This window comes from Paraglaciecola sp. (assembly GCF_039964565.1).
GTDB lineage: Bacteria > Pseudomonadota > Gammaproteobacteria > Enterobacterales > Alteromonadaceae > Paraglaciecola.
This window is the reverse complement of sequence record NZ_JBDVXF010000008.1, coordinates 173,366-197,673: the sequence shown is the minus strand read 5'-3', so window position 1 is coordinate 197,673 and position 24,308 is coordinate 173,366. Positions and strand designations below refer to the sequence as shown.

General features: G+C 40.7%; 21 protein-coding genes and 2 tRNA genes. 10 read left to right on the top strand and 13 right to left on the bottom strand.

The genetic code is table 11. The annotated features are described in order from the left end of the window. Positions 1-2 precede the first annotated feature (2 nt). From nth to ABJK37_RS05395, 9 genes are all read right to left on the bottom strand, one after another. A complete protein-coding gene (gene nth / locus ABJK37_RS05435; protein WP_348350914.1) occupies positions 3-662 on the bottom strand; it encodes an endonuclease III in 660 nt (219 codons plus the stop codon). Positions 663-765: 103 nt separating this feature from the next. Further along, on the bottom strand, positions 766-1,464 hold the full coding sequence (locus tag ABJK37_RS05430; RefSeq protein ID WP_348350912.1) for an electron transport complex subunit E: 699 nt from the start codon (positions 1,462-1,464) through the stop codon (positions 766-768). Then, positions 1,457-2,158 (bottom strand): electron transport complex subunit RsxG, encoded by a 702-nt coding sequence (rsxG, locus tag ABJK37_RS05425; RefSeq protein ID WP_348350910.1) that lies wholly within the window; start codon positions 2,156-2,158, stop codon positions 1,457-1,459. Before rsxG ends, ABJK37_RS05430 begins: the two co-directional genes overlap by 8 nt. After that, positions 2,158-3,249, bottom strand: coding sequence for an electron transport complex subunit RsxD (rsxD, locus tag ABJK37_RS05420; protein ID WP_348350908.1), 1,092 nt, complete (start codon positions 3,247-3,249; stop codon positions 2,158-2,160). Before rsxD ends, rsxG begins: the two co-directional genes overlap by 1 nt. Next, a complete protein-coding gene (gene rsxC / locus ABJK37_RS05415) occupies positions 3,246-5,480 on the bottom strand; it encodes an electron transport complex subunit RsxC (RefSeq protein ID WP_348350906.1) in 2,235 nt (744 codons plus the stop codon). The genes rsxD and rsxC overlap by 4 nt, the downstream gene beginning before the upstream one ends. Before the next feature lie 9 nt (positions 5,481-5,489). Further along, a complete protein-coding gene (gene rsxB, locus ABJK37_RS05410) occupies positions 5,490-6,056 on the bottom strand; it encodes an electron transport complex subunit RsxB (protein WP_348350904.1) in 567 nt (188 codons plus the stop codon). Further along, positions 6,056-6,637: an electron transport complex subunit RsxA gene (gene rsxA / locus ABJK37_RS05405; RefSeq protein WP_215929238.1), complete on the bottom strand. Its 582-nt coding sequence runs from the start codon at positions 6,635-6,637 to the stop codon at positions 6,056-6,058. The genes rsxB and rsxA overlap by 1 nt, the downstream gene beginning before the upstream one ends. A 178-nt stretch (positions 6,638-6,815) precedes the next feature. Next, positions 6,816-6,892: transfer RNA gene (locus ABJK37_RS05400), tRNA-Asn, on the bottom strand. 60 nt (positions 6,893-6,952) lie between these two features. Beyond that, positions 6,953-7,029 (bottom strand) — tRNA-Asn (locus ABJK37_RS05395). 1,052 nt (positions 7,030-8,081) lie between these two features. Here ABJK37_RS05395 and ABJK37_RS05390 point away from each other — a divergent pair. The 3 genes from ABJK37_RS05390 (at position 8,082) to ABJK37_RS05380 (ending at position 12,615) form a co-directional block, all read left to right on the top strand. Next, on the top strand, positions 8,082-9,386 hold the full coding sequence (locus tag ABJK37_RS05390) for an MATE family efflux transporter (RefSeq protein ID WP_348350942.1): 1,305 nt from the start codon (positions 8,082-8,084) through the stop codon (positions 9,384-9,386). 5 nt (positions 9,387-9,391) lie between these two features. Next, on the top strand, positions 9,392-11,401 hold the full coding sequence (gene uvrB / locus ABJK37_RS05385; protein WP_348350902.1) for an excinuclease ABC subunit UvrB: 2,010 nt from the start codon (positions 9,392-9,394) through the stop codon (positions 11,399-11,401). Between the two features lie 293 nt (positions 11,402-11,694). Further along, a complete protein-coding gene (locus tag ABJK37_RS05380; protein WP_215929240.1) occupies positions 11,695-12,615 on the top strand; it encodes a LysR family transcriptional regulator in 921 nt (306 codons plus the stop codon). Between the two features lie 155 nt (positions 12,616-12,770). Here ABJK37_RS05380 and queC read toward each other — a convergent pair whose 3' ends face one another. Further along, positions 12,771-13,430, bottom strand: coding sequence for a 7-cyano-7-deazaguanine synthase QueC (queC, locus tag ABJK37_RS05375; RefSeq protein ID WP_348350899.1), 660 nt, complete (start codon positions 13,428-13,430; stop codon positions 12,771-12,773). Between the two features lie 99 nt (positions 13,431-13,529). Between queC and queE the strand changes: the two genes are divergently transcribed. The 3 genes from queE to ABJK37_RS05360 are packed head-to-tail and all read left to right on the top strand — an operon-like array spanning position 13,530 to position 15,523. Further along, positions 13,530-14,204 (top strand): 7-carboxy-7-deazaguanine synthase QueE, encoded by a 675-nt coding sequence (gene queE / locus ABJK37_RS05370; protein WP_348350897.1) that lies wholly within the window; start codon positions 13,530-13,532, stop codon positions 14,202-14,204. Between the two features lie 29 nt (positions 14,205-14,233). Further along, positions 14,234-14,650: a hypothetical protein gene (locus ABJK37_RS05365; protein WP_348350895.1), complete on the top strand. Its 417-nt coding sequence runs from the start codon at positions 14,234-14,236 to the stop codon at positions 14,648-14,650. 3 nt (positions 14,651-14,653) lie between these two features. Further along, positions 14,654-15,523, top strand: coding sequence for an amino acid ABC transporter substrate-binding protein (locus tag ABJK37_RS05360; RefSeq protein WP_348350893.1), 870 nt, complete (start codon positions 14,654-14,656; stop codon positions 15,521-15,523). A 58-nt stretch (positions 15,524-15,581) separates the two neighbouring features. Here ABJK37_RS05360 and asnB read toward each other — a convergent pair whose 3' ends face one another. Next, positions 15,582-17,255 (bottom strand): asparagine synthase B, encoded by a 1,674-nt coding sequence (asnB, locus tag ABJK37_RS05355; protein ID WP_348350891.1) that lies wholly within the window; start codon positions 17,253-17,255, stop codon positions 15,582-15,584. A gap of 489 nt (positions 17,256-17,744) precedes the next feature. On the opposite strand from asnB, the gene ABJK37_RS05350 reads away from it, so the two are divergent. Next, complete coding sequence (locus ABJK37_RS05350; protein WP_348350889.1) at positions 17,745-18,692, top strand: exopolyphosphatase; 948 nt, start codon at positions 17,745-17,747, stop codon at positions 18,690-18,692. A 121-nt stretch (positions 18,693-18,813) separates the two neighbouring features. On the opposite strand, the gene ABJK37_RS05345 is transcribed toward ABJK37_RS05350, so the two are convergent. Beyond that, positions 18,814-20,460, bottom strand: coding sequence for a M28 family metallopeptidase (locus ABJK37_RS05345; RefSeq protein WP_348350887.1), 1,647 nt, complete (start codon positions 20,458-20,460; stop codon positions 18,814-18,816). A gap of 77 nt (positions 20,461-20,537) precedes the next feature. Here ABJK37_RS05345 and ABJK37_RS05340 point away from each other — a divergent pair, with 77 nt between their 5' ends. After that, positions 20,538-21,356 (top strand): DUF3025 domain-containing protein, encoded by an 819-nt coding sequence (locus ABJK37_RS05340; protein WP_348350885.1) that lies wholly within the window; start codon positions 20,538-20,540, stop codon positions 21,354-21,356. On the opposite strand, the gene ABJK37_RS05335 is transcribed toward ABJK37_RS05340, so the two are convergent. Continuing rightward, complete coding sequence (locus ABJK37_RS05335; protein WP_348350883.1) at positions 21,339-22,046, bottom strand: YIP1 family protein; 708 nt, start codon at positions 22,044-22,046, stop codon at positions 21,339-21,341. The genes ABJK37_RS05340 and ABJK37_RS05335 overlap by 18 nt on opposite strands. Positions 22,047-22,208: 162 nt before the next feature. Between ABJK37_RS05335 and ABJK37_RS05330 the strand changes: the two genes are divergently transcribed. Then, a complete protein-coding gene (locus ABJK37_RS05330; protein ID WP_348350881.1) occupies positions 22,209-22,994 on the top strand; it encodes an ATP-binding cassette domain-containing protein in 786 nt (261 codons plus the stop codon). A gap of 12 nt (positions 22,995-23,006) precedes the next feature. Further along, complete coding sequence (locus ABJK37_RS05325; RefSeq protein ID WP_348350879.1) at positions 23,007-24,200, top strand: ABC transporter permease; 1,194 nt, start codon at positions 23,007-23,009, stop codon at positions 24,198-24,200. The last annotated feature ends 108 nt before the right edge of the window (positions 24,201-24,308 follow it).

Sequence of the window (24,308 nt, the reverse complement as noted above, 5' to 3'; positions counted from 1 at the left end):
TTTTATTCTGTTTTATCCTTAAACTCGCACAAATCTTCAATAATACAAGAACCACACCTAGGTTTACGGGCAATGCAGGTATAACGACCATGAAGTATTAGCCAATGATGTAAGTCATTCATAAATTCAGTTTTGTTTGGTGTGTTTTTTATGATGGCTTGTTCGGTCTGTTCAACCGTCTTGCCTTTGGCATAACCAGTGCGGTTAGCGACTCGCTGAATGTGGGTATCAACGGCAATAAAGTATCTACCTTCGTTATCTTTTAGCCAGCCGAAGGCTGTGTTGAGTACAACATTAGCGGTTTTTCTGCCAACTCCGGGCAGGGCTTCGAGGGCTTCGCGGTTTTCGGGGACTTCGCCGCCATGTAAATCCACTAACATTTGGCAGGTTTTCATGGTGTTAACGGCTTTGGTATTAAATAAGCCTATGGTTTTAATGTATGATTTCAAGCCATCTAAGCCTAGATCTAATATTGCTTGGGGCGTATTGGCAACTGGGTAAAGTTTAGCTGTGGCTTTATTCACGCCTACATCGGTTGCTTGAGCAGACAGCAGAACAGCGATTAACAATTCAAAAGGTGAACTGAAATTTAGCTCAGTTGTGGGATGCGGATTATCATTTCTAAGTCGAGTTAGTATTTCTAAACGTTTGCTTTTATTCATTTTATTATCGTTTACTCTTTAAGAAGCTAGAAGCTAGAAGCTAGAAGCTAGAAGCTAGAAGCTAGAAGCTAGAAGCTAGAAGCTAGAAGCTAGAAGCTAGAAGCTAGCTTTCTGTCGTCACTCGGGCGCGTTGCACCACTTTTTCTTCTGTCTTGGCGGCAAACAATTGTTCCATATGGCTATCCAATACATTTTTTAGCGCAATGATGAGCCCCATGCATAAAAAAGCACCGGGAGGTAAAATCGCCAACAAAAAAGGACTATCAGTTTCAAAGACTGTAATTTTTAGGCTAGTGGCCCAATCGCCTAACAACAAGTTGGCGCCATCAAATAAAGTGCCATAGCCTAATAATTCACGCATCGCGCCTAATAATACTAATACCGCTGTAAATCCTAGCCCCATCATTAAACCGTCAAACGCGGATTTACCAATGGTATTTTTGGAGGCGTAGGCTTCGGCTCGTCCAATAATGGCGCAGTTAGTCACAATAAGGGGAATAAAAATTCCTAATGCTTGATAGAGTGTAAAAGTGTAAGCGTTCATTAGTAATTGCACTATGGTCACAAACGCCGCGATAATCATCACAAAAATGGGGATGCGGATCTCACTAGGAACCCAATTGCGGATGATCGAAACCGTGGTGTTTGAGCCAATTAACACTAGGGTGGTGGCTAAGCCAAGGCCTAAGCCATTGGTTATAGTGGCGGTAACTGCAAGTAAAGGGCATAGGCCTAAGAGTTGCACCAATGCAGGATTGTTTTTCCACAACCCTTGCCAACTTAACTCTTTAAATTCATTCATTGTTTTGCTCCCCTATTGGGTCACTGATTTTGGGGGGATTCTCTGCGTTACACGCATTTGGCGCGTTAAAAATAGCATCTTGGTTAGCTAAGAAATATTCCACACTTAATTTGACTGCCTTAACTACTGCTCTGGGCGTAACTGTGGCACCGGTAAATTGGTCAAATTGTCCGCCATCTTTTTTGACGGCCCAATTGGGGGCGATTTCTGGGCTAAATATTTGATTATCAAAGTCTAAAACCCAGTTGCTAACTCGTAGATCAATTTTGTCGCCTAGTCCTGGGGTTTCTTTGTGTTCGAGTACTCTGACTCCAGTGACTTTGGCTGTGCCGGTTTCAAAATGGGTGACGCCCACAACTATCTCAATCTTGCCACTGTAGCCGTCTGGTGCGGTGGTTTCTATTGCGGCCGCAACACCTTGTCCTAGTTTAGTGGCTCGATAAACATGGTGAGGTTCGTCAGAGCCTAAAAAACTTTTTGAAGTCACTAAGGCGCAATCAAATTGAATGGCATTGTCGTAGGCGTTTTCATCAATGACAGCATGGAGAATAGACAATAATTTTTGTTGTTGCTGAATCGCAATTTGATCTTTGGTGCCAAAGTAGGTAAGGGCGATTAGACCTGTAGTGGCTAAGGCAAAAACCGCCAATATCAAACCATTTTTAGACATAGTATGTTGTATACTTTTTGTCATTACTGAGCCTTGTCTTTGGTTTTTTGTTTAGTTGAGGTATGGCCGTATGTACGCGGCCGAGTGTAATAATCAATTAAAGGCACTGCCATATTCATGATCAACACCGCAAACGCTATGGCATCAGGATAACCACCCCATTCTCGAATTAGGTAGACCCAGCTACCTATTGCGGCACCAAAAATGATTCGGCCTTTATTCGTAGTCGAGGCGGATACAGGATCGGTGGCAATGAAAAAGGCGCCTATGATAATGCTACCGTTGAAGAGGTGGAAAATAATGGATGGATATAAATCACTGTCAACTAACGACATTATCAGTGAACACATAAGCAGCGCAGCCAACATACTAACGGGTATATGCCAGTTGATGACTTTTTGTTTAAGTAGATACAAACCACCTATTAAGTATCCTAAACTAATCCAACTCGACGCCACCCCTAAACCTGGGACTACGCTGTCGAAAATAGGGCGCTCAATGGTTTCTGAGTATGTAAACCCTTGGGATAAACCGGTTTTAACCGTGTCTAGTGGCGTGGCCATTGTCACCCCATCAATGCCGGTTTTCAGTTGCGCTAAACTGAAACCTTCGACACTAAAGCCGGTAAAAACAGCCTGTAAGGCATCCATAAAATTATGGCTATATTGAGCAAGATTAACGGGAGGCAGCCACTGAGTCATTTGTACAGGAAATGACACTAACAACATTACATAGGCAGCCATTGCGGGATTAAATACGTTAAAACCTAAGCCGCCATATAGCTGTTTTACTATGCAAATTGCAAAAAAAGTTCCAATTACTATTACCCACCACGGCGCGAAAGGTGGAATGCTTACTGCCAATAATATTGCCGTTAGTACCGCACTGTAATCTTTTAAAGCTCGCTCAAAATCTCGTTTGCGTAATTCCAAAATTGCCGCTTCGGTCACGACAGCGGTTATTACGGCTAAGCCAATTTGAATCACCGTGCCCCAGCCGAAGAACCAGGTTTGTAATAAAATCCCAGGGATCATGGCTAAAATCACTAAACGCATAACCTGACCAGTATCACGGCGAATGTGTTGGTGGGGTGAACTCGCTAACCTAAATCTCATGAGGGTTTGTCTGCTTTTTCAGCTGCTTTTTTGGCTTTTGCTTTCGCTACTGCCGCCGCGATTTTGCGTTTTTTCATGTCTATTTGTTGTTCTTGTGTTGTGACGGGTTCCTCGGAACTGTCAGTTTCAGGAGCTTCAACCTTGGCTACCGGCGCCTCTTTTGATGTTTGTTCGGTTTCTGCCGCAGCTTTTTGTGCTTCACGCTTCGCCTTAGCTTTAGCTACTGCTGCGGCTATTTTCGCTTGTTTGCTGGCGGCGATAGTGGCTGTTTTAGGAGTAGCTGCTTCAGAACCATAATCAGAAGATGCCTTTTTGGGTTTCAAAGGTTCGGGTTTTGTTGCTGCTTGCGGTGCTGGCTCTTTAGCGTCAACACTTTGATCTTTACTCTGTGTTTCTGTTTTTATAGATTCAGAAACTTTTTCGTTATTTTTTTCAACTTCAATTGCAGCTTCAACTTTGCTTGGCACTTCTACTTCAACATTAGACGTTGCAGCTTCTGCGGCGGCTTTTTTAGCCTTAGCTCTGGCGATAGCGGCTTGAACTCTCTGATTTGAACTGGCTGCTTTAGTGGCAGGTTGAGTTGCAGAAGCTTCAGTTGTCTGAGTAGGAGCCGCAGCCTCTATTACATCATTGGCTAAATCTGCTTTACTCACTGGCGTTTCTTCTTCAGTGTTTACCGCTTGTTTTTTGGCTTTGGCTCTCGCTAGTGCCGCCGCTATTTTATCTTTGGCGTTGTTACCCTTGCTTTCCATCGCTTGTTTTCGGGCCTCGGCTGCCAATCGATGTTTTTCGTCTCTGGCATGTTGTTCGGCAATTAATCTCGCTTCGCGTTTTTCAAATCGCTCTCTTGCTTTATCTGACTTTTGTTTTTCTTCTTGTTCTACTCTTATCTCTGACTTTGCTATGCGGTAATAGTGCACCAAAGGAATTTCGCTGGGGCAAACATAGGCACAGGCTCCACATTCAATACAATCAAATAAATTATAATCTTGGGCTTTGTCTAATTCTTTGGCTTTGGCGTGCCAAAATAATTGTTGTGGTAATAGGCTAACAGGACAAGCATCTGCACAAGCACTGCAGCGAATACAAGCTTGTTCATTATGACTGGATATTTCGGTGTCTGTAGGCGCCAAGATGCAGTTAGTGGTTTTAATCACAGGTACCATATCATTAGTGACATTAAAGCCCATCATCGGGCCACCCATTATGACGTTGGGTTGCTTCTGAAGTTTGGGGTTATACTCACTATGGGCCAGAAGGTGAGCCACTGGGCTACCAATTAGCGCCCACAGGTTAGATGGTTTTCCTACGGCTTCGCCAGTCACTGTAACCACACGACTAATAAGAGGCTTACCAGAAAAAACTGCATCAGAAATAGCATAACAGGTGCCTACATTGTGCATGATTATGCCCACATCCATAGGCAGGCCTTTAGCAGGCACTTCTCTATTGGTTAGCACTTGAATAAGCTGTTTTTCGCCTCCAGCTGGATACTTAGTCGGCACACTACAAATTCGGTAATTGGGGTTTTCTCTGCAGGCTACTTGCATTGCTTCGATAGCTTCAGGTTTGTTATTTTCTATTCCAATTAAAACCTGTTTGGGTTTGAGTAGATGACACAAAACATCTATACCTTGGCGAATTTGCCATGCATGCTCACGCATTAAACGGTCATCAGAGGTAATATAAGGTTCACATTCAATGCCGTTTATAATCAAAAAGTCGACATCTTTTTTAGGTGAAGATTTGATGTGGGTAGGGAAGCCAGCACCGCCCATACCACTAATACCTGCGTCACAAATAGCGGCTAACACCTGTATCTTGGGCTGACTTTGGTAATCGACCAAAGGATTCAGTTGAATCCATTTGTCTTGCTGATCGCTTATGATCTCTACCGTCATTTCAGGTAAACCAGACGGATGAGCTGAGACATGTTTTTGAATCGCGGCGACTTCACCAGATGTTGGTGCATGAATAGGTACAGCAAATGGATTCATACTTTTGGTCAATGCTTGACCTTTAAGCACTTTTTGACCTACTTCAACAATAAGGTGACCTTCAACACCTATGTGTTGTTTCACCGTTACAAATAGGCGTTCAGGGATCGCTAATTTACCAATAGGAGTTTGATTCGACAGTGTTTTTCGTTCAGCTGGGAACACCCCACCCGGGAAATCCCACAACTGGTTATTGTCTAGTTTTTCAATGATATCGTCGTAGTTACTTGGCATAATTCCCGGCTAATCTACTTGTTTAATAGGGATGGTATTAATGTCCCAGCGCCATGACGAAGCACTATCTTTTACCGGTAACATGTCTATGCAATCAACCGGGCAGGGGTCTACACATAGATCGCAGCCGGTGCATTCGTCGGTAATAACGGTATGCATTTGTTTAGCTGCTCCCAATATGGCATCAACGGGACAAGCCTGAATACATTTAGTACATCCTATACATTCGTCTTCACGAATGAATGCCACCTTTTTCACATCTTCTGTTCCGTGAGCGGAATCTAAAGATTTAGCTTCAACACCCATAAGGTCGGCGAGTTTTTTTATGGTAGCATCGCCACCAGGCGGACATTTATTGATTTCGTCGCCATCAGCAATAGCTTGAGCATAAGGTTTACACCCAGGATAGCCACATTGCCCACACTGGGTTTGCGGAAGAATATGATCTATTTGTTCAACAAGAGGATCACTCTCGACCTTAAATTTAACTGCTGCAAAACCTAAAATGCTGCCAAAAATGAGTGCCAATAGTCCGATGGCAAGAAGTGCTGTTAAAATCGCAAAACCTAGAGACATTAAAATTTAACCAAACCTGTAAAGCCCATAAAGGCTAAAGACATTAATCCTGCGGTGATCATACCTATAGACGCACCTTTAAAAGGTTTGGGGACGTCAGCTACCGCTAAACGTTCTCTCATTGCAGAGAATAAAATAAGTACTAAGGAAAACCCTAGCGCTGCGCCAAAACCATAGATAACAGATTCAACAAAATTATGTTGTTGATTTATATTCAGTAGGGCAACACCTAAAACTGCACAGTTAGTGGTGATGAGTGGTAAAAATATACCGAGTAGTCGGTACAAAGTGGGACTGGTTTTATGTACGACCATTTCCGTAAACTGCACCACTACTGCTATTACTAGTATAAAACTCAGTGTACGTAAGTAACCAATACCAAGTGGCAACAATATATAGTGTTCAACAAGGTAACTTGAAAGAGAGGCCAGTGTTAAAACAAACGTAGTGGCCATAGACATACCAATGGCGGTTTCTAACTTTCCTGAAACACCCATAAACGGACATAAGCCGAGAAATTGAACTAACACAAAGTTGTTCACCAGCACTGTGCCAATCAATAGCAGTAAGAATTCGGTCATAGAAGCAGATATTAGCCAGAAGTTATTATTACACTTGTTATTATCTTTATTTAAGTGGCTATTAACAACTTGATATTCAATAGATTACTAATAAAAGGTGTTTATTTTTGAAATAAAAGCAAATAACTACAGATAATTAAGGCTGAGATAGAAAAGAGGGGATTTAAGCAAATTGAATTGGCTCCCCCTCCCCGACTCGAACAGGGGACCTGCGGATTAACAGTCCGTCGCTCTAACCAGCTGAGCTAAGGGGGAATTCAATTTCAGGTTAAATACAATACTAAGATTATTATCTAACTTGTATCAAGTGTAAGTTGGCTCCCCCTCCCCGACTCGAACAGGGGACCTGCGGATTAACAGTCCGTCGCTCTAACCAGCTGAGCTAAGGGGGAACTTTACACTTACGTTGAAAGGGTTCTGGGTTAAAAACCGAGGTGCTTTTCAACGGGGCAGGATATTAATCAGCATACTGCCCGCTGTCAACACTCAAAGTGAGGTTTTTATCGATATTTTCGTAAAGTTGTACACAAACCAAGCGTATTAATGAAATATAAAAATTTTCCGATTTTTTTTGGTTTAAAATTGCGCGATTTTTATTGTTGTCATTAGACTTTTATTAAAGACCATTTTCCCACTTCGTTATAGCTAATTGTTATTAATGAATAGTTGTGTACTGTATATAATGCCAGTCTTTAATAAAAGTGTAACCTTCGTTGGGGATGCAGTAGGTTGGTGGTTACTAACTAAAATAAAAGTGCATAGCGGCGTCAAAGTACGCCAATTATAGGGCGAAGGCAGTTATCCACGAATCTTGTGGATAACCTTGTGGATTAAACTGTTTTTGATAAAGAAGTGATCAACAATTCAAAGTCAATAGATCAAACTAAAAATATTAAAATATTTTAAAAAACACTTATAAAACAATTGATTATGTTTTTATTTTGGTCTGCATGAAAAATAAAAAATCTTAGTGAAAATGGTGGAATTTCCCTTGTGTGTTGTTTTTAAAGAGAAAAACAAAAACACGCTAAAACCGTAAGATTAGTTTTGATTTTTGAATTGATTGTTTTTAAATCAATAATAATTAACGAACCCCGAAAGTCTGTGATTTAGTTAAAAACGTCAATAAATAGGCGCTCAAGTGTATTCAAAAAGATACACTATTGAACAGTGCTTTTATTAACAAATATGTAACATTAAAGCCGCTAAATATAAGAAAAATGAAGGAAAATTCGCGTATTATTAGCCGATTGTGTTGTGTCTAACAAAGCAACTTCTGTTCGTTGATATTTTCAGGTTAAAATTTCGGCAATGTGTTTTTGAGTTAGATAACCTACTTTGCACCTATAGCTTCAATTAAGAGAGAGCAATATTGACCTCCAGTGAGAAAACAACTTCCCATCCAGATTTACTCAATAATGATATTGCCATCACGCTGCGTAAAATGACCTTGCCGATGATACTGGGTATGGTGGTACTTATGACGTTTGGATTAGTTGATACCTTTTTCATCGGAATGTTAGGTACCCAAGAACTTGCGGCTATCAGTTTCACGTTTCCTGTAACGTTTACAGTTATCAGCCTAAATATTGGCTTAGGTATAGGTACCTCTGCGATTATCGCTAAATTTCTTGGTGCTGGGCAACACCACCAAGCAAAGGAGACCGCTACCGGCGCTTTAATGCTGACTATGGTATTGGCTATTTTATTAGCAATTGTGGGCGTAATGACAATTACACCTATTTTCCGGTTAATGGGAGCTGACCAAATACAACTTATATTGATTCGAGAATATATGTTGGTGTGGTATGCCGCGGGTATTTTTTTGGCAATGCCTATGGTTGGCAACAGTGTGTTACGGGCGTCAGGTGATACTAAAACACCTAGTTATGTGATGGCTTTCTGTGGACTGATTAATGTAGTTTTGGATCCCCTGTTTATATTTGGTTGGGGTCCAGTGCCTGCATTTGGAATACAAGGGGCCGCAATTGCAACGCTTATAGCGTGGGCGGTTGGCCTGTTTTACATCTTGTACATATTGGCCATAAAACGACAATTGATGGAGCCTAAGGTACTGAATTGGCATCAGTTGAAACGCAGTACAGGGGGCATTTTAAAAATAGGTTTACCCGCGTCAGGAGCGAATATGTTGACGCCTATTTCAACTGGAATAGTTACGGCAATCGTTGCAGGTTATGGTCCTGAAGCCGTGGCTGCGTGGGGGGTAGGCGGACGATTAGAATCGATTGCTAGTATAGTGGTGCTGTCTTTATCTATGTCATTGCCTCCTTTTATTAGTCAAAACTTTGGGGCGAATAATATAGAAAGGGTACGCCATGCTTATTCTTTATGTGTCAAATTTGTGATTGTGTGGCAACTGCTCATTTTTGCGCTATTGGCGTTATTGTCTGGTTTGATCGCTAATATTTTTACTGGCGAACCTAAGGTTGCTGCCATTATTGTGTTGTTCTTAGTGATTGTGCCATTAGGGTATGGCTTTCAGGGCGTAACTATTTTGACCAATTCTTCTTTTAATGCGATGCATATGCCGATGTCAGCCTTGTTGCTAAATGGTATGCGCTTATTTGTATTTTTTGTGCCATTTTCATTTATTGGTAGTTATTGGTTTAACTTGCCAGGATTATTTTGGGCCGCAGTTGTCGCTAACGTGACTGTTGGATTTATTGCGTTTATTTGGTTTAAAAGCATTCTATCGTCTCGATTTGAACAAAGTGTAGTGAGTAAGTAAAGTTTATGAGTAGAGCATTTGAAATATCCTCGAGTTATTCCCCAGCAGGTGACCAGCCTAAAGCGATTGATGCTTTAGTTGAAGGGTTAGAAGATGGCTTAGCGCGGCAAATTTTATTAGGAGTAACGGGTTCCGGTAAAACGTTTACCATGGCAAACGTTATTGAAAAGGTGCAGCGACCCACCTTGATTTTGGCACACAATAAAACCTTAGCGGCCCAGCTTTATGGCGAAATGAAAGAGTTTTTTCCAAATAACGCCGTAGAATATTTTGTTTCTTATTACGATTATTACCAGCCCGAAGCCTATGTGCCCTCTAGTGATACCTTTATTGAAAAAGATGCATCGGTTAATGCGCATATAGAACAAATGCGCTTATCTGCTACTAAATCATTGATGGAAAGGCGCGATGTTATTATTGTTTCTAGTGTCTCGGCGATTTATGGTTTGGGAGATCCTGAGTCTTATATGAAAATGTTAGTGCATTTTCGTCAGGGCGATATCATGAATCAACGGGATATTTTGCGGCGTTTAGCTGAAATCCAATATACCCGAAACGATATTGCTTTTGAGCGGGGCACGTTTAGAGTGCGCGGTGACGTAATTGATGTGTTTCCGGCAGACTCAGAGCGTCATGGCGTTAGAGTCGAGTTATTTGACGAAGAAATAGAACGCATTAGCATATTTGATCCCCTTACCGGTGCGGTTGAAAAAACCGTTACCCGCGCTACAGTTTTTCCGAAAACTCATTATGTTACTCCAAGAGAAAAGATCCTCGATGCCATTGAGCATATAAAGGTTGAGCTAAAGGAAAGACGCGAACAGCTCAAATCAGTAAATAAATTAGTAGAAGAACAGCGAGTTTCTCAGCGTTGCCAATTTGATATAGAGATGATGCAAGAGTTAGGTTATTGCTCTGGCATCGAAAATTATTCTCGGTATTTATCTGGCCGCAATCCAGGCGATCCTCCACCGACCCTTATTGATTATTTCCCAGCCGATGGTTTAATGTTTATTGATGAATCCCATGTAACCGTTTCACAAATTGGCGCCATGTATAAAGGCGACAGGTCTCGCAAAGAAACCCTAGTGGAATATGGCTTTCGTTTACCCTCGGCATTAGATAATCGCCCATTAAAATTTGAAGAGTTTGAACAAATTACCCCACAAACAATATATGTATCTGCCACCCCAGGTAAATTTGAATTGGCGGCGGCACCCGACGATATAGTTGAGCTACTAGTGCGTCCTACTGGTTTACTGGACCCTGAAATAGAAATTCGCCCTGTGGCCACTCAAGTCGATGATTTATTGTCAGAGATTAATAAGTGTGTGGCAGCTAATGAAAGAGTGTTAGTTACCACTTTAACTAAACGTATGTCAGAAGATTTAAGCGATTATCTTGATGAGCATGGTATAAAATGTCGTTATTTACATTCAGATATAGATACAGTTGAGCGTATTGAAATTATTCGTGATTTACGGATCGGTAAGTTTGATGTTTTAGTGGGAATCAACCTGCTAAGAGAGGGGTTGGATATGCCCGAAGTCTCTTTGGTTGCTATTCTTGACGCTGACAAGGAAGGTTTTTTAAGGTCAGACAAGTCATTGATTCAAACTATGGGTAGGGCAGCCCGCCATCTTAATGGGCGAGCAATCATGTATGGCGATAAGATTACTGGCTCGATGGAACGCGCAATAGCAGAAACAAGCAGACGTCGTGAAATTCAAAAAGCCTACAATCTTAAACACGGCATAGTGCCAATGCAGTTAAATAAGCCTATTACCGATATCATGGATGTGGGAGATGGGAGTTCTGATAGTAAGGTTAAACTGCGTTTAGTCGCAGAATCCGGCAAAAAATATAGTGCGTTGAGTACACCACAAATATTACAAAAAATTGCTGATCTTGAAAAAGTGATGTTCAAGGCAGCTAAGGAGTTAGAGTTTGAAAAAGCTGCTAACTTAAGGGACGAAATAGAAGCGTTTAGGGCACAGATAGTAAAAAATTCTTAGCGTAGAGGCTTAAGTTTCAAGCCATATTTTTTAAGTGGTGCTGTTTTTCTGCCGCTGGCAGTGCGGCATCAAAAAAAAATTACTATAGATAATATAGTTGATTGAGAAAGTCATCCGTTAGAATTAACCACTGTCATATAGCCTCTGCGCGCTGTTTTATTCAATATCCATAAACTTTTGTTACGCCAATACTCCAGTTTTTGGCGGTTCTGTTAAATTTCCATTGTAATCCGGCTACGGCTTTCCTAATATGTACTTTAGTATCAAGAACTATACCTATAAGTGGTGCTGTAATGTTAAATCGTCTTCAAGAATCCGATATCAAATTATTGCGTGTGTTTTACGCTGTGGCCTCATGTAATGGCTTCACTGCGGCTGAACCTGTGCTTCGCATGCAACGGCCCAATATTAGCGCCGCGATTAAAAAGCTCGAAGAACGCTTAGATTTAGTTTTGTGCCACAGAGGTCGCGGTGGTTTTCAAATGACTAAAGAGGGAGAGGTCGTTTTTCAGGAAACTAAACGTATATTTAACTCTTTTGATAACTTTGTATTCAATCTTAAAAGTCTCCATGATGATTATTCAGGACACATTACCTTAGTTATGATGGCTGGATTGCCGTTGTCCTATCATTTAGCGGTAAGTAAAGCCGTTAAAAGTACCATGAAAAAATTTAATGATATTCATGTCAATATCCAAACCCGTTTGTATAACGAAGTAGAACACGTGGCTCTATCGGGCGAATGTCATTTGGTGTTATCGACTTACGACATGGTGAAACCTGAATCAGTGACCTTTCATCCAGTTGAAGTGGCCTGTAAAGGTCGTTTGTATTGCTCACCGTCACATGTTTTAGCGAAATATCGTGATGGCTTACCTGATAATGTCAAAATAGGCGATTATCCAGCAATTGGTATTTCAGGCTTATCCTCAGCGAATTATATTTCTGAAGATACACGTATGGCGATACAAACGTTTTCTGACTCTTATGATGCTTGTTTGTCTGCGATCATGACAGGTGAGTATGTTGGGCTATTGCCTGACTATGTGCTCACCAACCAAGCTGCAGGTCTAGGATTGGTGCCAGTAGGTAAAAGTTTATTTGAATTTAGTCATGACTTGTTTGTAATGAATGGTAAAAACACTCGCTTAAACCCAGTGTTAAGACATTTAATTAAAGAAATTAGCTATTTTATTCAACAAGTTGAGAGTTAAGTTTAGAGACTCAATTGATTCTTAAGCCGCATTTATGCGGCTTTTTTATTATCCTATCGGGTGACAATGTACTTAACCGAGGTTTTGGCTTTTTCGCCTAGTAAACAAAAAAACGGCTTTTGCCGGTTTCAAATTGATACTCTAAAAGTAAGGGGTTATCCCTCATACTCCAATGGGTCGCTTACACCATTATCACTGAATGCCTCTAATCTTTCTTGGCAAGCGCCACATTTTCCACAAGCTTTTTCACGGCCGTTATAACAAGTCCATGTTTGGTTGTAATCCAGGCCCATTTCTAAACCTGCAGTCAAAATTGCGGTTTTACTGACTTCTAAATAAGGCGTAACAATTTCAACAGCTTCATAATTAGCGATGGCACATACATCATTCATTTTGTGGACAAATTCAGGACGGCAGTCTGGGTATATGGCGTGATCGCCAGAGTGGGCCCCGTAGAAAACTTTATTGGCGTCCATAGAAACGGCATAACCTACCGCCATCGACAGTAAAATCATATTTCTATTCGGTACCACAGTGCTTTTCATGCTTTCTTCTTCGTAATGGCCTTCTGCTACGTCAATATTTGAGGTGAGAGATGAACCACCTATTAGTTGGTTGATAGCTGAAATATCGACAATTTTGTGTTGTACACCCAGTTCTTTGCAGGCGCGACTGGCATAATCTAGTTCTTTTTTATGTCGTTGCCCGTAATCAAAAGACAAGGCAAATACCTCAAAACCTTGTTTAACGGCTAGGTTTAGGACGGTAAATGAGTCCATTCCCCCAGAAAAAATTACCACTACCTTTTGTGACATGGGCTTTGCTTCTTTATAATCAATTAATGGGTAGTGATTTTAAGTGATTTAACTGTAAATTCCCACAACGGGGTTTAGGTTAAGCAAATAGGAAAGTGATTGAGTTTATATAAAATTAATGAAGTGTTTGAGTCTTTGCAAGGCGAGGGCAGTTATACAGGTTTACCGTCCATCTTTGTGCGTTTGCAAGGCTGCCCAGTAGGTTGTCCATGGTGTGATACTAAACATACTTGGGCCGTGTCGCCTGAGTTGAAAACTACAAGCGACGCGGTTATGGCTGAAACTGCGGAATCTGATAATTGGTTTGAACACACCACCGAACAATTATTAGCGCTTTTTGAGCGTCATGGTTATATCGCCAAACATATAGTGATCACTGGTGGCGAGCCGTGTTTATATGATTTAACCGAAATCACTAGTCGTTTAATTAGCCAAGGTTATTCGGTGCAAATTGAAACCAGTGGTACTTATGAAATAATCGCTCATCCAGATACTTGGGTTACCGTTTCGCCGAAAGTTAATATGCCAGGAGGACGACCAGTTCTGAGCAGTGCCATGCGCAGAGCTAATGAAATAAAACATCCGATAGCGATGGAAAAACATATAGAAGAGTTAGACCAAGTGTTAACGTTACTTGGAGAGCAAACGCCACCTAATATTTATTTGCAACCTATTAGCCAACAAAAACGGGCAACCGACCTTGCAATTAAAACGTGTATAGCGCGTAATTGGCGTTTGTCGTTACAAACTCACAAATTCATTGGAATTGAATAGGGCCTAGCCCTAATTAAGGAAAACTACCTATGCCAGTTGACTCAGAGTACTTTTTGGAACTTTACGCTAATGCGTTAAATTCATTTGATTCTAAAAAAATAGCGAGTTTTTGTTTACCTCCTACAATTATCATGACTGATGATAGTAAGAAGGTCTTGGCTTGCATCGAAGAATTAGAGAGCGCAGTCAGTCGAACCATCGCTAAATTTAAAAGTGCAGGCATAAAATCCTTTGTACCCAAGTTGCAACAAACTATGCGCCTATCTGATTCATTGTTTTTCTCTAAAATGCGCTGGCAGTTTTATGATGAAAATGAGCAGTTACGTTTCAGTTGTGCGACTTCTTATACCTTGCAAAAAATGCCAGATAAACAACTCAAAATAATTGTGGCAGTGATTGATGATGATGAAAAAAAACTTGCTGAAGTATTTGCTCGGGCCGAGTAAGTAATGAAAACATTCTTAGTTATTTTTACCCTTGTTTTTAGCGCTAACGCGCTTAGCGCATCGTGGCAAATAACCTACCCACGTCATCTTGAGAGTAGCTCAAAAATAGATGAGTACCCAATACAAGTACTGGCATTGGCTTTAGAGCAAACAGGCGTTAAATATCAACTAAACCCGTCAGAAAACATTTTGTCTAAAGGTAAAGCGTTAGGTCGATTACAAGACAATCGCGAAATCAATATTGTGTGGGGCATGACTAACCCTCAGCGTGAAAAGGACTTATTACCGATACGTATTCCGATATTTAAAGGGTTAATAGGATGGCGGTTATTGCTCATTCGGCAAGATATGGCGGGACGTTTTAAATATATTCAGGAGCTTGAACATTTAGTTAAACTTGCTCCTTTGCAAGGACGTGATTGGCCAGATACTAAAGTATTGCAAGCAAATAGCTTCGACGTGGTTACAGATCGTTCACAAAGTGCTCTTATGAGAATGCTGGGTAATGCACAGGGAGATTTTTATCCTCGATCAATCATAGAAATTTGGGATGAGTTGAATACAAGCCAATCTAAGATCCCGATTCAGATCCAACCCACTCTTGGTATCCGCTATCCCGCTGCTATATACTTTTTTGTTAATAAAAATAGTGTACCGCTGGCAAGTTTGATTGAAAATGGATTGGAAAAATCAATTAAAAACGGCAAGTTTGATGCTTTGTTTGTTGAAAATTACAAACCTTATATTGATAAGGCACAACTTGAAAATCGAACGTTTTACACCTTGAAAAACACGTTTTTACCAGAAAAAACGCCGTTAGATAGAAAAGAATTATGGTTTGACGGAAAAATTGACGCGGCAACTAAGCCATAAAAAAACCAGAGTGTTTTACTCTGGTTTTTATCGTGTTAATTACTGCCGTTAACCTAGGCTATGACTTAGCTTTTTCATGAACACTGCTCATTGCGCGGCCTGAAGGGTCAGCATTGGCTTTAAAGCTCGCATCCCACTCCAATGCTTCTACCGTACTACAAGCGATGGACTTACCACTAGGAACACATTTTGCTGCACTTTCTTGAGGGAAATAACCTTCAAAAATGGTGCGATAAAAATAACCTTCTTTCGTATCAGGAGTGTTTACAGGGAAACGGAATTCTGCTGACGCCATCTGTGCATCAGAGACTTCAGTTTCGATATACTCTTTAAGAGAATCTATCCACGAATAACCTACACCATCACTGAACTGCTCTTTTTGACGCCATAAGATTTCAGAAGGTAAATATTCGTTATTGTCGAACGCTTTGCGCAACACCCATTTTTCCATTTTTCCATCAAGGCACATTTTGTCTTGTGGGTTTAAGCGCATTGCTACGTCCATAAACTCTTTGTCTAGGAAAGGCACGCGACCTTCAACTCCCCAAGCAGAAGTGGATTTATTGGCACGAGCACAATCAAACATGTGTAAACGGTTAAGTTTACGTAGGGTTTCTTCATGGAACTCTTTTGCATTCGGCGCTTTGTGGAAATACAGATAACCACCAAATATTTCGTCCGCTCCTTCACCCGACAATACCATTTTGATACCCATCGCCTTGATTTTGCGGCTTAATAGGTACATAGGTGTTGATGCACGGATTGTGGTGGTGTCATAGGTTTCAATGTGATAAATGACATCACGCAAAGCGTCGATGCCTTCTTGTACAGTAAAGTGCACTTCGTGGTGTACGGTACCAATCATATCCGCTACTTTTTGAGCGGCTATCAGATCCGGAGCGCCTTCTAATCCCACAGCAAATGAATGCAAGCGAGGCCACCAAGCGTCTGTCTTATCGCCATCTTCAATACGCTTAGCCACGTACTTGGCAGCTACAGCAGATACCAAAGATGAGTCGAGTCCTCCTGACAACAGTACTCCATAAGGCACGTCAGACATTAAGTGAGATTTTACTGCTTTTTCGAATGCGACTTTTAAATCGTCAAGATTGGTTTCGTTGTCTTTAACATTCTCAAAGTCCATCCAATCACGTTTATAATAGTTGGTTAATTGACCGGTTTTACTCCACAAATAATGACCAGGAGGAAATTCTTGAATGGTTTTACACACTGGCGCTAAGGCTTTCATTTCTGAAGCAACATACAAATTACCGTGTTCATCATAGCCTGTGTACAAAGGGATAATACCCATATGGTCACGAGCTATTAGGTAACTGTCTTGCTCTGCATCATATAGAATAAATGCGAACATACCTTCTAATTCATCGATAAACTCAATGCCTTTTTGTTGATACAAAGGCAAAATGATTTCGCAGTCCGACTTGGTTCTGAAATCATAAGGCGTTTCTAGTGCTGCTTCTAATGTTTTATGATTGTATATTTCGCCATTCACGGCTAACACTTGATTATTATTGCGGCTGATTAGCGGTTGAGCGCCTGTGTCAACGTCGACTATCGCCAAACGTTCGTGACATAAAATAGCATTATCATTATTCCAAATTCCTGACCAGTCAGGTCCGCGATGGCGGAGTGTTTTGGAAAGCTCTAACGCTTGCGTTCTAAGTTCTGCTGCATCACTTTTGATGCCCAGAATACCGAAAATACCACACATAAAAATATTTCTCTTGATTGCTGGTTATAGGGGCTTGGTTAATAATGTAAAACAAGCCTGGTAAGGCGATCGTATTGTTCGTTTTTATTGGTTCGACCGCGCACTTGAATTTGCCAGTCTGAGCGAAAAAAGCAAGGATAAACTGTAATTTTCTTACATTAGAAAGGAATTACTAAGAACAATGCTTGTTTTAGGACCTTTAGATAGGGCTTATTGACGCTACCTGTTTGTCATGTTGCGGCCGAAATTACTAAAGAGAGTCGAGTTTTAGCGATACTGTAAGGTCGAATCAGGCCTCAAAAGATCCGCTATAGTTATCAGTACTTCCCCAAACAGTTTGAGGAGGGATAAATTGAAGCGTATACGAAGCAAAAATTGCGGGAACTAATATTCAGTCTTGCATTTCAGTTATTGACAGTGAAGTAACATTGCAGATAAGTTTGTTATACTCTTTGCTAATTTAGTTTTGGTCTTTAAAGGAGATCCATTTTGTCTACACACACGTCGAATAAAAAATATCGATTAGTAACTCGCAGTGATTTTGATGGACTAGTTTGTGCTGTTCTTTTAAAAAAATTGGACCTTATTGATGATATAAAATTTGTACACCCTAAAGATATGCAAGATGGCATAGTAGAGATTTCCGATAATGATATTACAACCAACCTGCCATATGTTTCGGGCTGCTTTATTGCCTTTGATCACCATTTAAGTGAAGTAACAAGAAGTGGCGAGAAGCAACAACAAAATCACATTATTGATCCTGACGCTCCTTCTGCTGCACGTGTTGTATTTGATTACTACGGTGGCACTGAAAAGTTCCCTTCTGCTTGGTCTGATATGATGGAAGCGGTAGATAAGGCGGATTCTGCTCAATTTAGTAAAGATGAAATTCTCAATCCAACTCAGTGGGTCTTACTTAACTATTTAATGGATAGTCGCACTGGTTTAGGACGTTTTCGGGATTTCCGTATTTCTAACTATCAGCTAATGATGGAGTTGATTGATTATTGTGGTAATCATACTATCGACGAAATCATGGCGTTACCCGATGTACAAGAAAGGGTAACGGTTTATATGGAACATGCCGAAAAATTTAAAGCGCAGTTGTTAGCTTGTTCAACAGTTCATGAAAATTTAGTGGTACTGGATCTTCGAGACCAAGAAGTCATCTATGCAGGCAACCGTTTTATGATTTACGCTATTTTTCCGCAATGTAATATTTCTATTCATGTTATGTGGGGGCTGAAGAAACAAAACACCGTTTTTGCTATTGGTAAATCGATTCTTGATAGAAGCTCGAAAACCATAGTTGGCGACTTGTGTTTGCAATTTGGCGGAGGCGGACATCAAGCCGCAGGTACTTGCCAAGTAGCCAATGATAAAGTGTCTGAAACTCAGGCAGCGTTAATTAAACAAATCACCCAAGACGGTTAACGATTAAAATTAACCGCTACAATTAACGGTCAAAATAAATGAGGAGCATGTCAATGACACTGCTCCCCATTAAGCCAGTTCTTCAATAAATAGAACCTTTACTTTAAATTGACCCTATATTTTATTTACGCTGAAACTCGCTAATTGCATTCCATTTCGGCCAATCTTGCGATGATACGATATCGTAACCTACTTCAAACAATAATTGGGTATCTTGCTGAATCCCTGACAAATCCCAATTTTCGCGGAATTTATCACAAACTTGATGATAACAACCTGTGACTATCACTTTGGTGCGCTTACGATATGCGGCTGTTGCTTCATCTATTGGCTCATCTCCACCTTTTGCATAGAGCGCCGGGACCCCCTGTTTTGCAAAGCTGAAGTGGTCTGAGCGATAATAAATCCCCGCTTGCGGACGACTTTCTTGCACTAAATGACGACTTTGACGCTTGGCTGCTTTTTCTAGGTAGTTTTCTAATTCAGACTTGCCCATTCCAACCACCGCAATATCTTTGGTTTTACCTAAAACATTCATGGCATCCATGTTGATATTCGCGACTGTTTTGTCTAAAGGGATAACCGGATGTTGAGTATAAAATTTCGATCCTAATAAACCTTGTTCTTCCGCAGTAACAATTAAAAAGGTAGTTGAACGTTTTGGCGTGATCGTCAATTCAGAGAACGCTTTGGCCATGACTATAGCTGCGGCTGTGCCTGTAGCATTATCATGAGCGCCGTTATAAATTTGATCGCCTTCTTTGTTTTCATCTTTTCCTAGATGGTCCCAGTGAGCGGTATAGATAACATGTTCGTCAGGAGCTTCAGAGCCTGGTAAGGTCGCAATGACGTTGTAACTAGTGGATTTCTTAAAGTTATTGTTAATTGTAACTGACGCACTTAACCCTAAGTTTTGGTTATATGGGGTGGCGATCGCTTTGGCTTTTTGTTCTGCAAAGTTCAATCCTGCATCAGCAAATACTTTTTCTGCCGCTTCGGTGGTGAGCCAACCTTCTACAGCGACCCTGTCAGCGTTGCCGTTTTGACTTACTAAGCCATATTGAGGGCCACTCCAACTGTTTGCTACTACACTCCAACCGTAAGAGGCGGGTTTGGTTTCATGTACGATAATCGCTGCTGCTGCGCCTTGGCGACTGGCTTCTTCGTATTTATAAGTCCAGCGACCATAATAGGTCATGGTTGTACCTTGGAACTTATCACCCTTAGGGTTTTCAAACCCCGGATCATTGACCAAAATAACCACGGTTTTACCTTTAACATCTAGACCTTGATAATCATTCCAATTGTATTCAGGGGCGTTGACACCATACCCCACAAATACCAGTTCTGAATTCTTAAGTTCAACTTTAGATTGTTCACGACTAGTAGAAGCGATCATGTCTTGTTTATAGACAAAGTTATTTTCACCTATGGTGAGTGTCATCTGCGGATCAGCTGTCATCTCAATCAATTCAACCGGTTGTAAGTAACTGTCTCCGTTCCCGGGCTGGTATCCCATTTGCTTAAACTCTTTAAGCAAATAATCCAGTGTTTTTTGTTCCCCAACAGTAGTGGGCAGCCGACCTTCAAATTCGTCAGACGCTAACACTTTAATATGTGTTCTTAAATCATCGGTGCTGATGTTTTCATAAACATCAATAAAGTTATCAATAACGGTTGGGGGAGCATCGACTGTTTTCTGTTGGCATGCCGAGAGGGCAAGGGTTAAAGGTAGGCATAGCGCCAGAAGTTTGTGGCAAGTTTGCATATTGTTGCTCTTGTAGTTGAATTACATAGGTATTATAAACACATCCTTTTTATATTAGATCGACTTCAGGGGCAATTGTGTCAGTTTGGCAGCAAAATTTTATTAAACATAACAGCATGTTGCCTCTGCAACAGCTTGATAGACTTTTTAAATTGTCAGGTTTGAGTGAGTGGCCAAACGCTGCAGGACTGAATAATCTATCGTCTCGTTATGGTAATCAGTCTGTCCCTAAGTTTGTTTGTCAAAATCAACTCCCAGAAACAGACTTATATTACGAACAGATTATTCACGAGCAGAATATTATTCCGACTCGGCCAAATAGTTGGCATGACTTGTTTAATGGTTTGATTTGGTTGCAGTTTCCTAAAACTAAAGGTGTGCTTAATCAACAACATGTTGCTGACATTTCACTTCATGGTTTGTCACCTAGAACAATGAGACGCAATAACCTGACTCATTTTGATGAATGTGGAGTGATCTTAACTTATGAAAAAAACTCAATTGCAGAAAAATTGCTAGACGATTTAGCTACGCATAAATGGCATTCTGTGTTTGTCGAAAATAGAGCGGTTTGGGGTAAAGAGCTCAATAGTTATATGTTTGGACACGCCAATCTGGAAATGCTGTTGCAGCCTTTCATTGGTCTTACAGGAAAATGGCTGGCTCTAGAAGTCGACCACCAATTTGTGATGTTGGACTATGGTGAGCAGATAAAGCAGCTGGATACCTTGATGGTAAATGATATTATGACATCTAATATTTTTGCAGAAAAAAAGCCCATGTGCCCCTTACCCTTACTTGGCATCCCAGATGTATGGGATGCCAACAAGGATCCGAGTTTTTACCAAAATACGGATTATTTCAGACCTATGAGACGATTAAAAAATAATGATTAGTGCCCAGATAATCCAAATCGTCAGATAAGGAGCAACCGCTATCGTGTAGTTTTTATTGGCCGAAAACTTAGTCCACTGACTTAGCCCAACTGCGGTCAGATACATCACCCAGACCGATTCCAGCCGAATACTTTGCAGCAATGAGGACCACTGAGAACTCGTATCGATAGCAAAAATAAATGCCAGAGAAGTGGGCGCTAAACTGACTGGAGACAATTGGTTATCTTGGGCTAATACCACCACTACGATACTAATAAGGCTACACACCACTGTAGGTAAACTGATCCACCAAGCAAACCCATACCAGTCTGTATAACCTTGTACACATTCTTCATCAGATCTCGTCATTATATTAAAATACAGCGCCAATATTGCATTACTGATGACAACCACTAACACTGAACCAAATACCCCTGCCCATAATGATTGAGCTTGATCTGCCATGGCGTTACGCACCGCACTTTGCTCTGCAGGACTTAGTTCTGCTGCCACAGATTGCACCATTAATTCGTTGTACCATGCAAAATCGACAAAATTAAAATATAGATAAATCGGAATTGCGCCAGTCGCAGCAATGAATAAAAACGGGATCCATGACCAATTATCGACCTCGTTGATGGTGGCGAACACTCGATTAGGTTTGGTGACGATGTCCTTCATAGCTTGGAATGGGTTACTGACTTGCTGCATTTAACTCCCCTAAATAAGTCTTTGGTATGTGAATATTCAATTATTAATAACACTAGTCTGAGTGAATTGATTATTGTTACATATTTTTTTTGTTTGGCGCATGTAATAAATCGCAAAATTCAGAGACTATACCCTTATGTTCGTCACTTACTAGGAAACGGAATGATAGAAATAAAACAATTGGCAAAAAAGTTTGCAGTGGAAAATCCTAAAAAGCTCAGTGAGCAAGAAAAAAAAGACCCGCGACTTAAAGGGCGATATTTCCATTCGGTGCAGGATGTGTCTTTTACTTGTCAAAAAGGCGAAGTCTTAGGCTTGCTTGGACCAAATGGTGCGGGCAAAACTACCACTTTGCGAATGTTATCCACTGCGCTAAAACCAGATGGTGGTAGTGTCGAAATTGACGGGGATAATGTATTAACTAATCCGGTCATTGCTCGCAAAAAAATAGGTTTTTTATCGGGTTCTACTGGATTATATGGCAGACTAACTGGCCGAGAAAACATCCATTATTTTGGACAACTACATGGAATGAGTGAGAACGCTATCGTGAGTCGTGTTACTGAATTAGCCAATCTTTTGGATATGCATGGCTTTTTAGACCGTCGTTCAGAAAATTTCTCTACAGGCATGAAACAGAAAACGGCTATCGCTCGCGCTGTGGTGCATTCCCCCGAGCTGGTGATTTTAGATGAGCCGACTACAGGCTTAGATATTATGGCGACACAAACTGTTCTTGATTTCATTAGAGAATTAAAAGAGCAGGGTACACCAGTTATTTTTTCAACTCATCATTTGGATGAAGTGCAAGAGTTATGCGATAAGGTCACAGTTATCGATCAGGGGCGTACTATGTTTGATGGCGATATCGCTAGTTTTAAAGCACTCGCTGAGGGCTCTTTGCATCAGTCATTTATGACGGCTATCCAAACAACAACTGGCGAATAGGGAGAATAACTAATGTGGTTAGTATTTAAAAAAGAAATAAAAGAGTTACTACGTGACCGTAAAACTTTGTTTTTTATGATTGCCTTGCCCCTGCTAATTTTCCCTTTGATTTTTGGGATTGTAGGTTTTGTTAGCAAACAAGCTATTGATAAAGCAGAAACACAAGTGCTTAATTACGCTTTGGTGGGTGGTCAATATGCGCCTGAAATAGTCAAAGAGTTACAACAACCAGAGAAATTTAAACGAGTCGATATTGCAGAAAACGCTGACTACTCAGAGATTATTCGCAATGAGACCGTAGATTTTGTCCTTGAAATTCCAGCTAATTACTCCAGTGAGGTATTAACTAATGGTCAAGCCAATATTAAGTTGTACTTCAACGACGCTGGGTTGAATTTGGTTTATACCCGAGTAAATGAAATAGTTGCAAGCCAGTCTGAGTTGTTTCAACAAAGTGCGTTTTCAACTTTGGGATTAAATGAAGCAAAACAACGCGCACTGATAGAACCCATAGTCTTAGAAAAAGTGAATACCGCAGACGACCGAGAAAATTGGGGTGAAAAAATAGGTGGCATGTTGCCCTATCTGTTATTCATTATCTGTTTAAGTGGTGCCATGGCTCCGGCGACTGATATAGGAGCAGGAGAAAAGGAACGAGGTACCCTTGAGACCTTATTGATTTCACCTATTGATCGCAACAAAATTGTAATGGGTAAATTTTTAACTATTGCATTTGCAGGCACTATGACAGCGTTAATAACAGTCGCCAGTATGGTGATTTGGGGCTTAGTTCTAAGCCAAGGAATGGCGATTAAATTTGTCGCAGATTTTATGGCGCAGATTGCCATGTTAGATTTTCTGCTGATATTTTTAATGTTGGTGCCGGTAGTCGCTATCTTTGCTGCAGTATTGTTAAGTATCTCTATCTATGCCAAAAGTTTTAAAGAAGCCCAGAGTTACATGGGGCCTATGACGATATTAGTTATTGTACCGATCATGTTGGCGCTATTACCTGGGGTAGAATTAAAGGGAGCTTGGGCTTGGGTACCTGTTACCAACGTTTCGCTTGCTATGAAAGAATTGGTTAAAGGTACAATGGACTACTTTCAACTGTTTGCCATATTTGGTTCAACTGTAATTATTGCAGGGGCATTATTTGCCTTTTGTGTTTATTGGTTTAATCAAGAAAAAGTGTTGTTTAGATAATTTTAGATTATTAATTGAATTAGAAGGTTGATAAAAATAAAACCATGGTTGAACCCATGGTTTTATTTTTTAGTGCGGTTGGTTGATTCGGCAAATAATTGCCATATC

What these genes read in the sequence shown, in the direction of transcription:
- nth (WP_348350914.1), bottom strand. Translation starts at nt 662, where the DNA reads ATGAATAAAAGCAAACGTTTAGAAATACTAACTCGACTTAGAAATGAT.
- ABJK37_RS05430 (WP_348350912.1), bottom strand. Translation starts at nt 1,464, where the DNA reads ATGAATGAATTTAAAGAGTTAAGTTGGCAAGGGTTGTGGAAAAACAAT.
- rsxG (WP_348350910.1), bottom strand. Translation starts at nt 2,158, where the DNA reads ATGACAAAAAGTATACAACATACTATGTCTAAAAATGGTTTGATATTG.
- rsxD (WP_348350908.1), bottom strand. Translation starts at nt 3,249, where the DNA reads ATGAGATTTAGGTTAGCGAGTTCACCCCACCAACACATTCGCCGTGAT.
- rsxC (WP_348350906.1), bottom strand. Translation starts at nt 5,480, where the DNA reads ATGCCAAGTAACTACGACGATATCATTGAAAAACTAGACAATAACCAG.
- rsxB (WP_348350904.1), bottom strand. Translation starts at nt 6,056, where the DNA reads ATGTCTCTAGGTTTTGCGATTTTAACAGCACTTCTTGCCATCGGACTA.
- rsxA (WP_215929238.1), bottom strand. Translation starts at nt 6,637, where the DNA reads ATGACCGAATTCTTACTGCTATTGATTGGCACAGTGCTGGTGAACAAC.
- ABJK37_RS05390 (WP_348350942.1), top strand. Translation starts at nt 8,082, where the DNA reads ATGACCTTGCCGATGATACTGGGTATGGTGGTACTTATGACGTTTGGA.
- uvrB (WP_348350902.1), top strand. Translation starts at nt 9,392, where the DNA reads ATGAGTAGAGCATTTGAAATATCCTCGAGTTATTCCCCAGCAGGTGAC.
- ABJK37_RS05380 (WP_215929240.1), top strand. Translation starts at nt 11,695, where the DNA reads ATGTTAAATCGTCTTCAAGAATCCGATATCAAATTATTGCGTGTGTTT.
- queC (WP_348350899.1), bottom strand. Translation starts at nt 13,430, where the DNA reads ATGTCACAAAAGGTAGTGGTAATTTTTTCTGGGGGAATGGACTCATTT.
- ABJK37_RS05365 (WP_348350895.1), top strand. Translation starts at nt 14,234, where the DNA reads ATGCCAGTTGACTCAGAGTACTTTTTGGAACTTTACGCTAATGCGTTA.
- ABJK37_RS05360 (WP_348350893.1), top strand. Translation starts at nt 14,654, where the DNA reads ATGAAAACATTCTTAGTTATTTTTACCCTTGTTTTTAGCGCTAACGCG.
- asnB (WP_348350891.1), bottom strand. Translation starts at nt 17,255, where the DNA reads ATGTGTGGTATTTTCGGTATTCTGGGCATCAAAAGTGATGCAGCAGAA.
- ABJK37_RS05345 (WP_348350887.1), bottom strand. Translation starts at nt 20,460, where the DNA reads ATGCAAACTTGCCACAAACTTCTGGCGCTATGCCTACCTTTAACCCTT.
- ABJK37_RS05335 (WP_348350883.1), bottom strand. Translation starts at nt 22,046, where the DNA reads ATGCAGCAAGTCAGTAACCCATTCCAAGCTATGAAGGACATCGTCACC.
- ABJK37_RS05330 (WP_348350881.1), top strand. Translation starts at nt 22,209, where the DNA reads ATGATAGAAATAAAACAATTGGCAAAAAAGTTTGCAGTGGAAAATCCT.
- ABJK37_RS05325 (WP_348350879.1), top strand. Translation starts at nt 23,007, where the DNA reads ATGTGGTTAGTATTTAAAAAAGAAATAAAAGAGTTACTACGTGACCGT.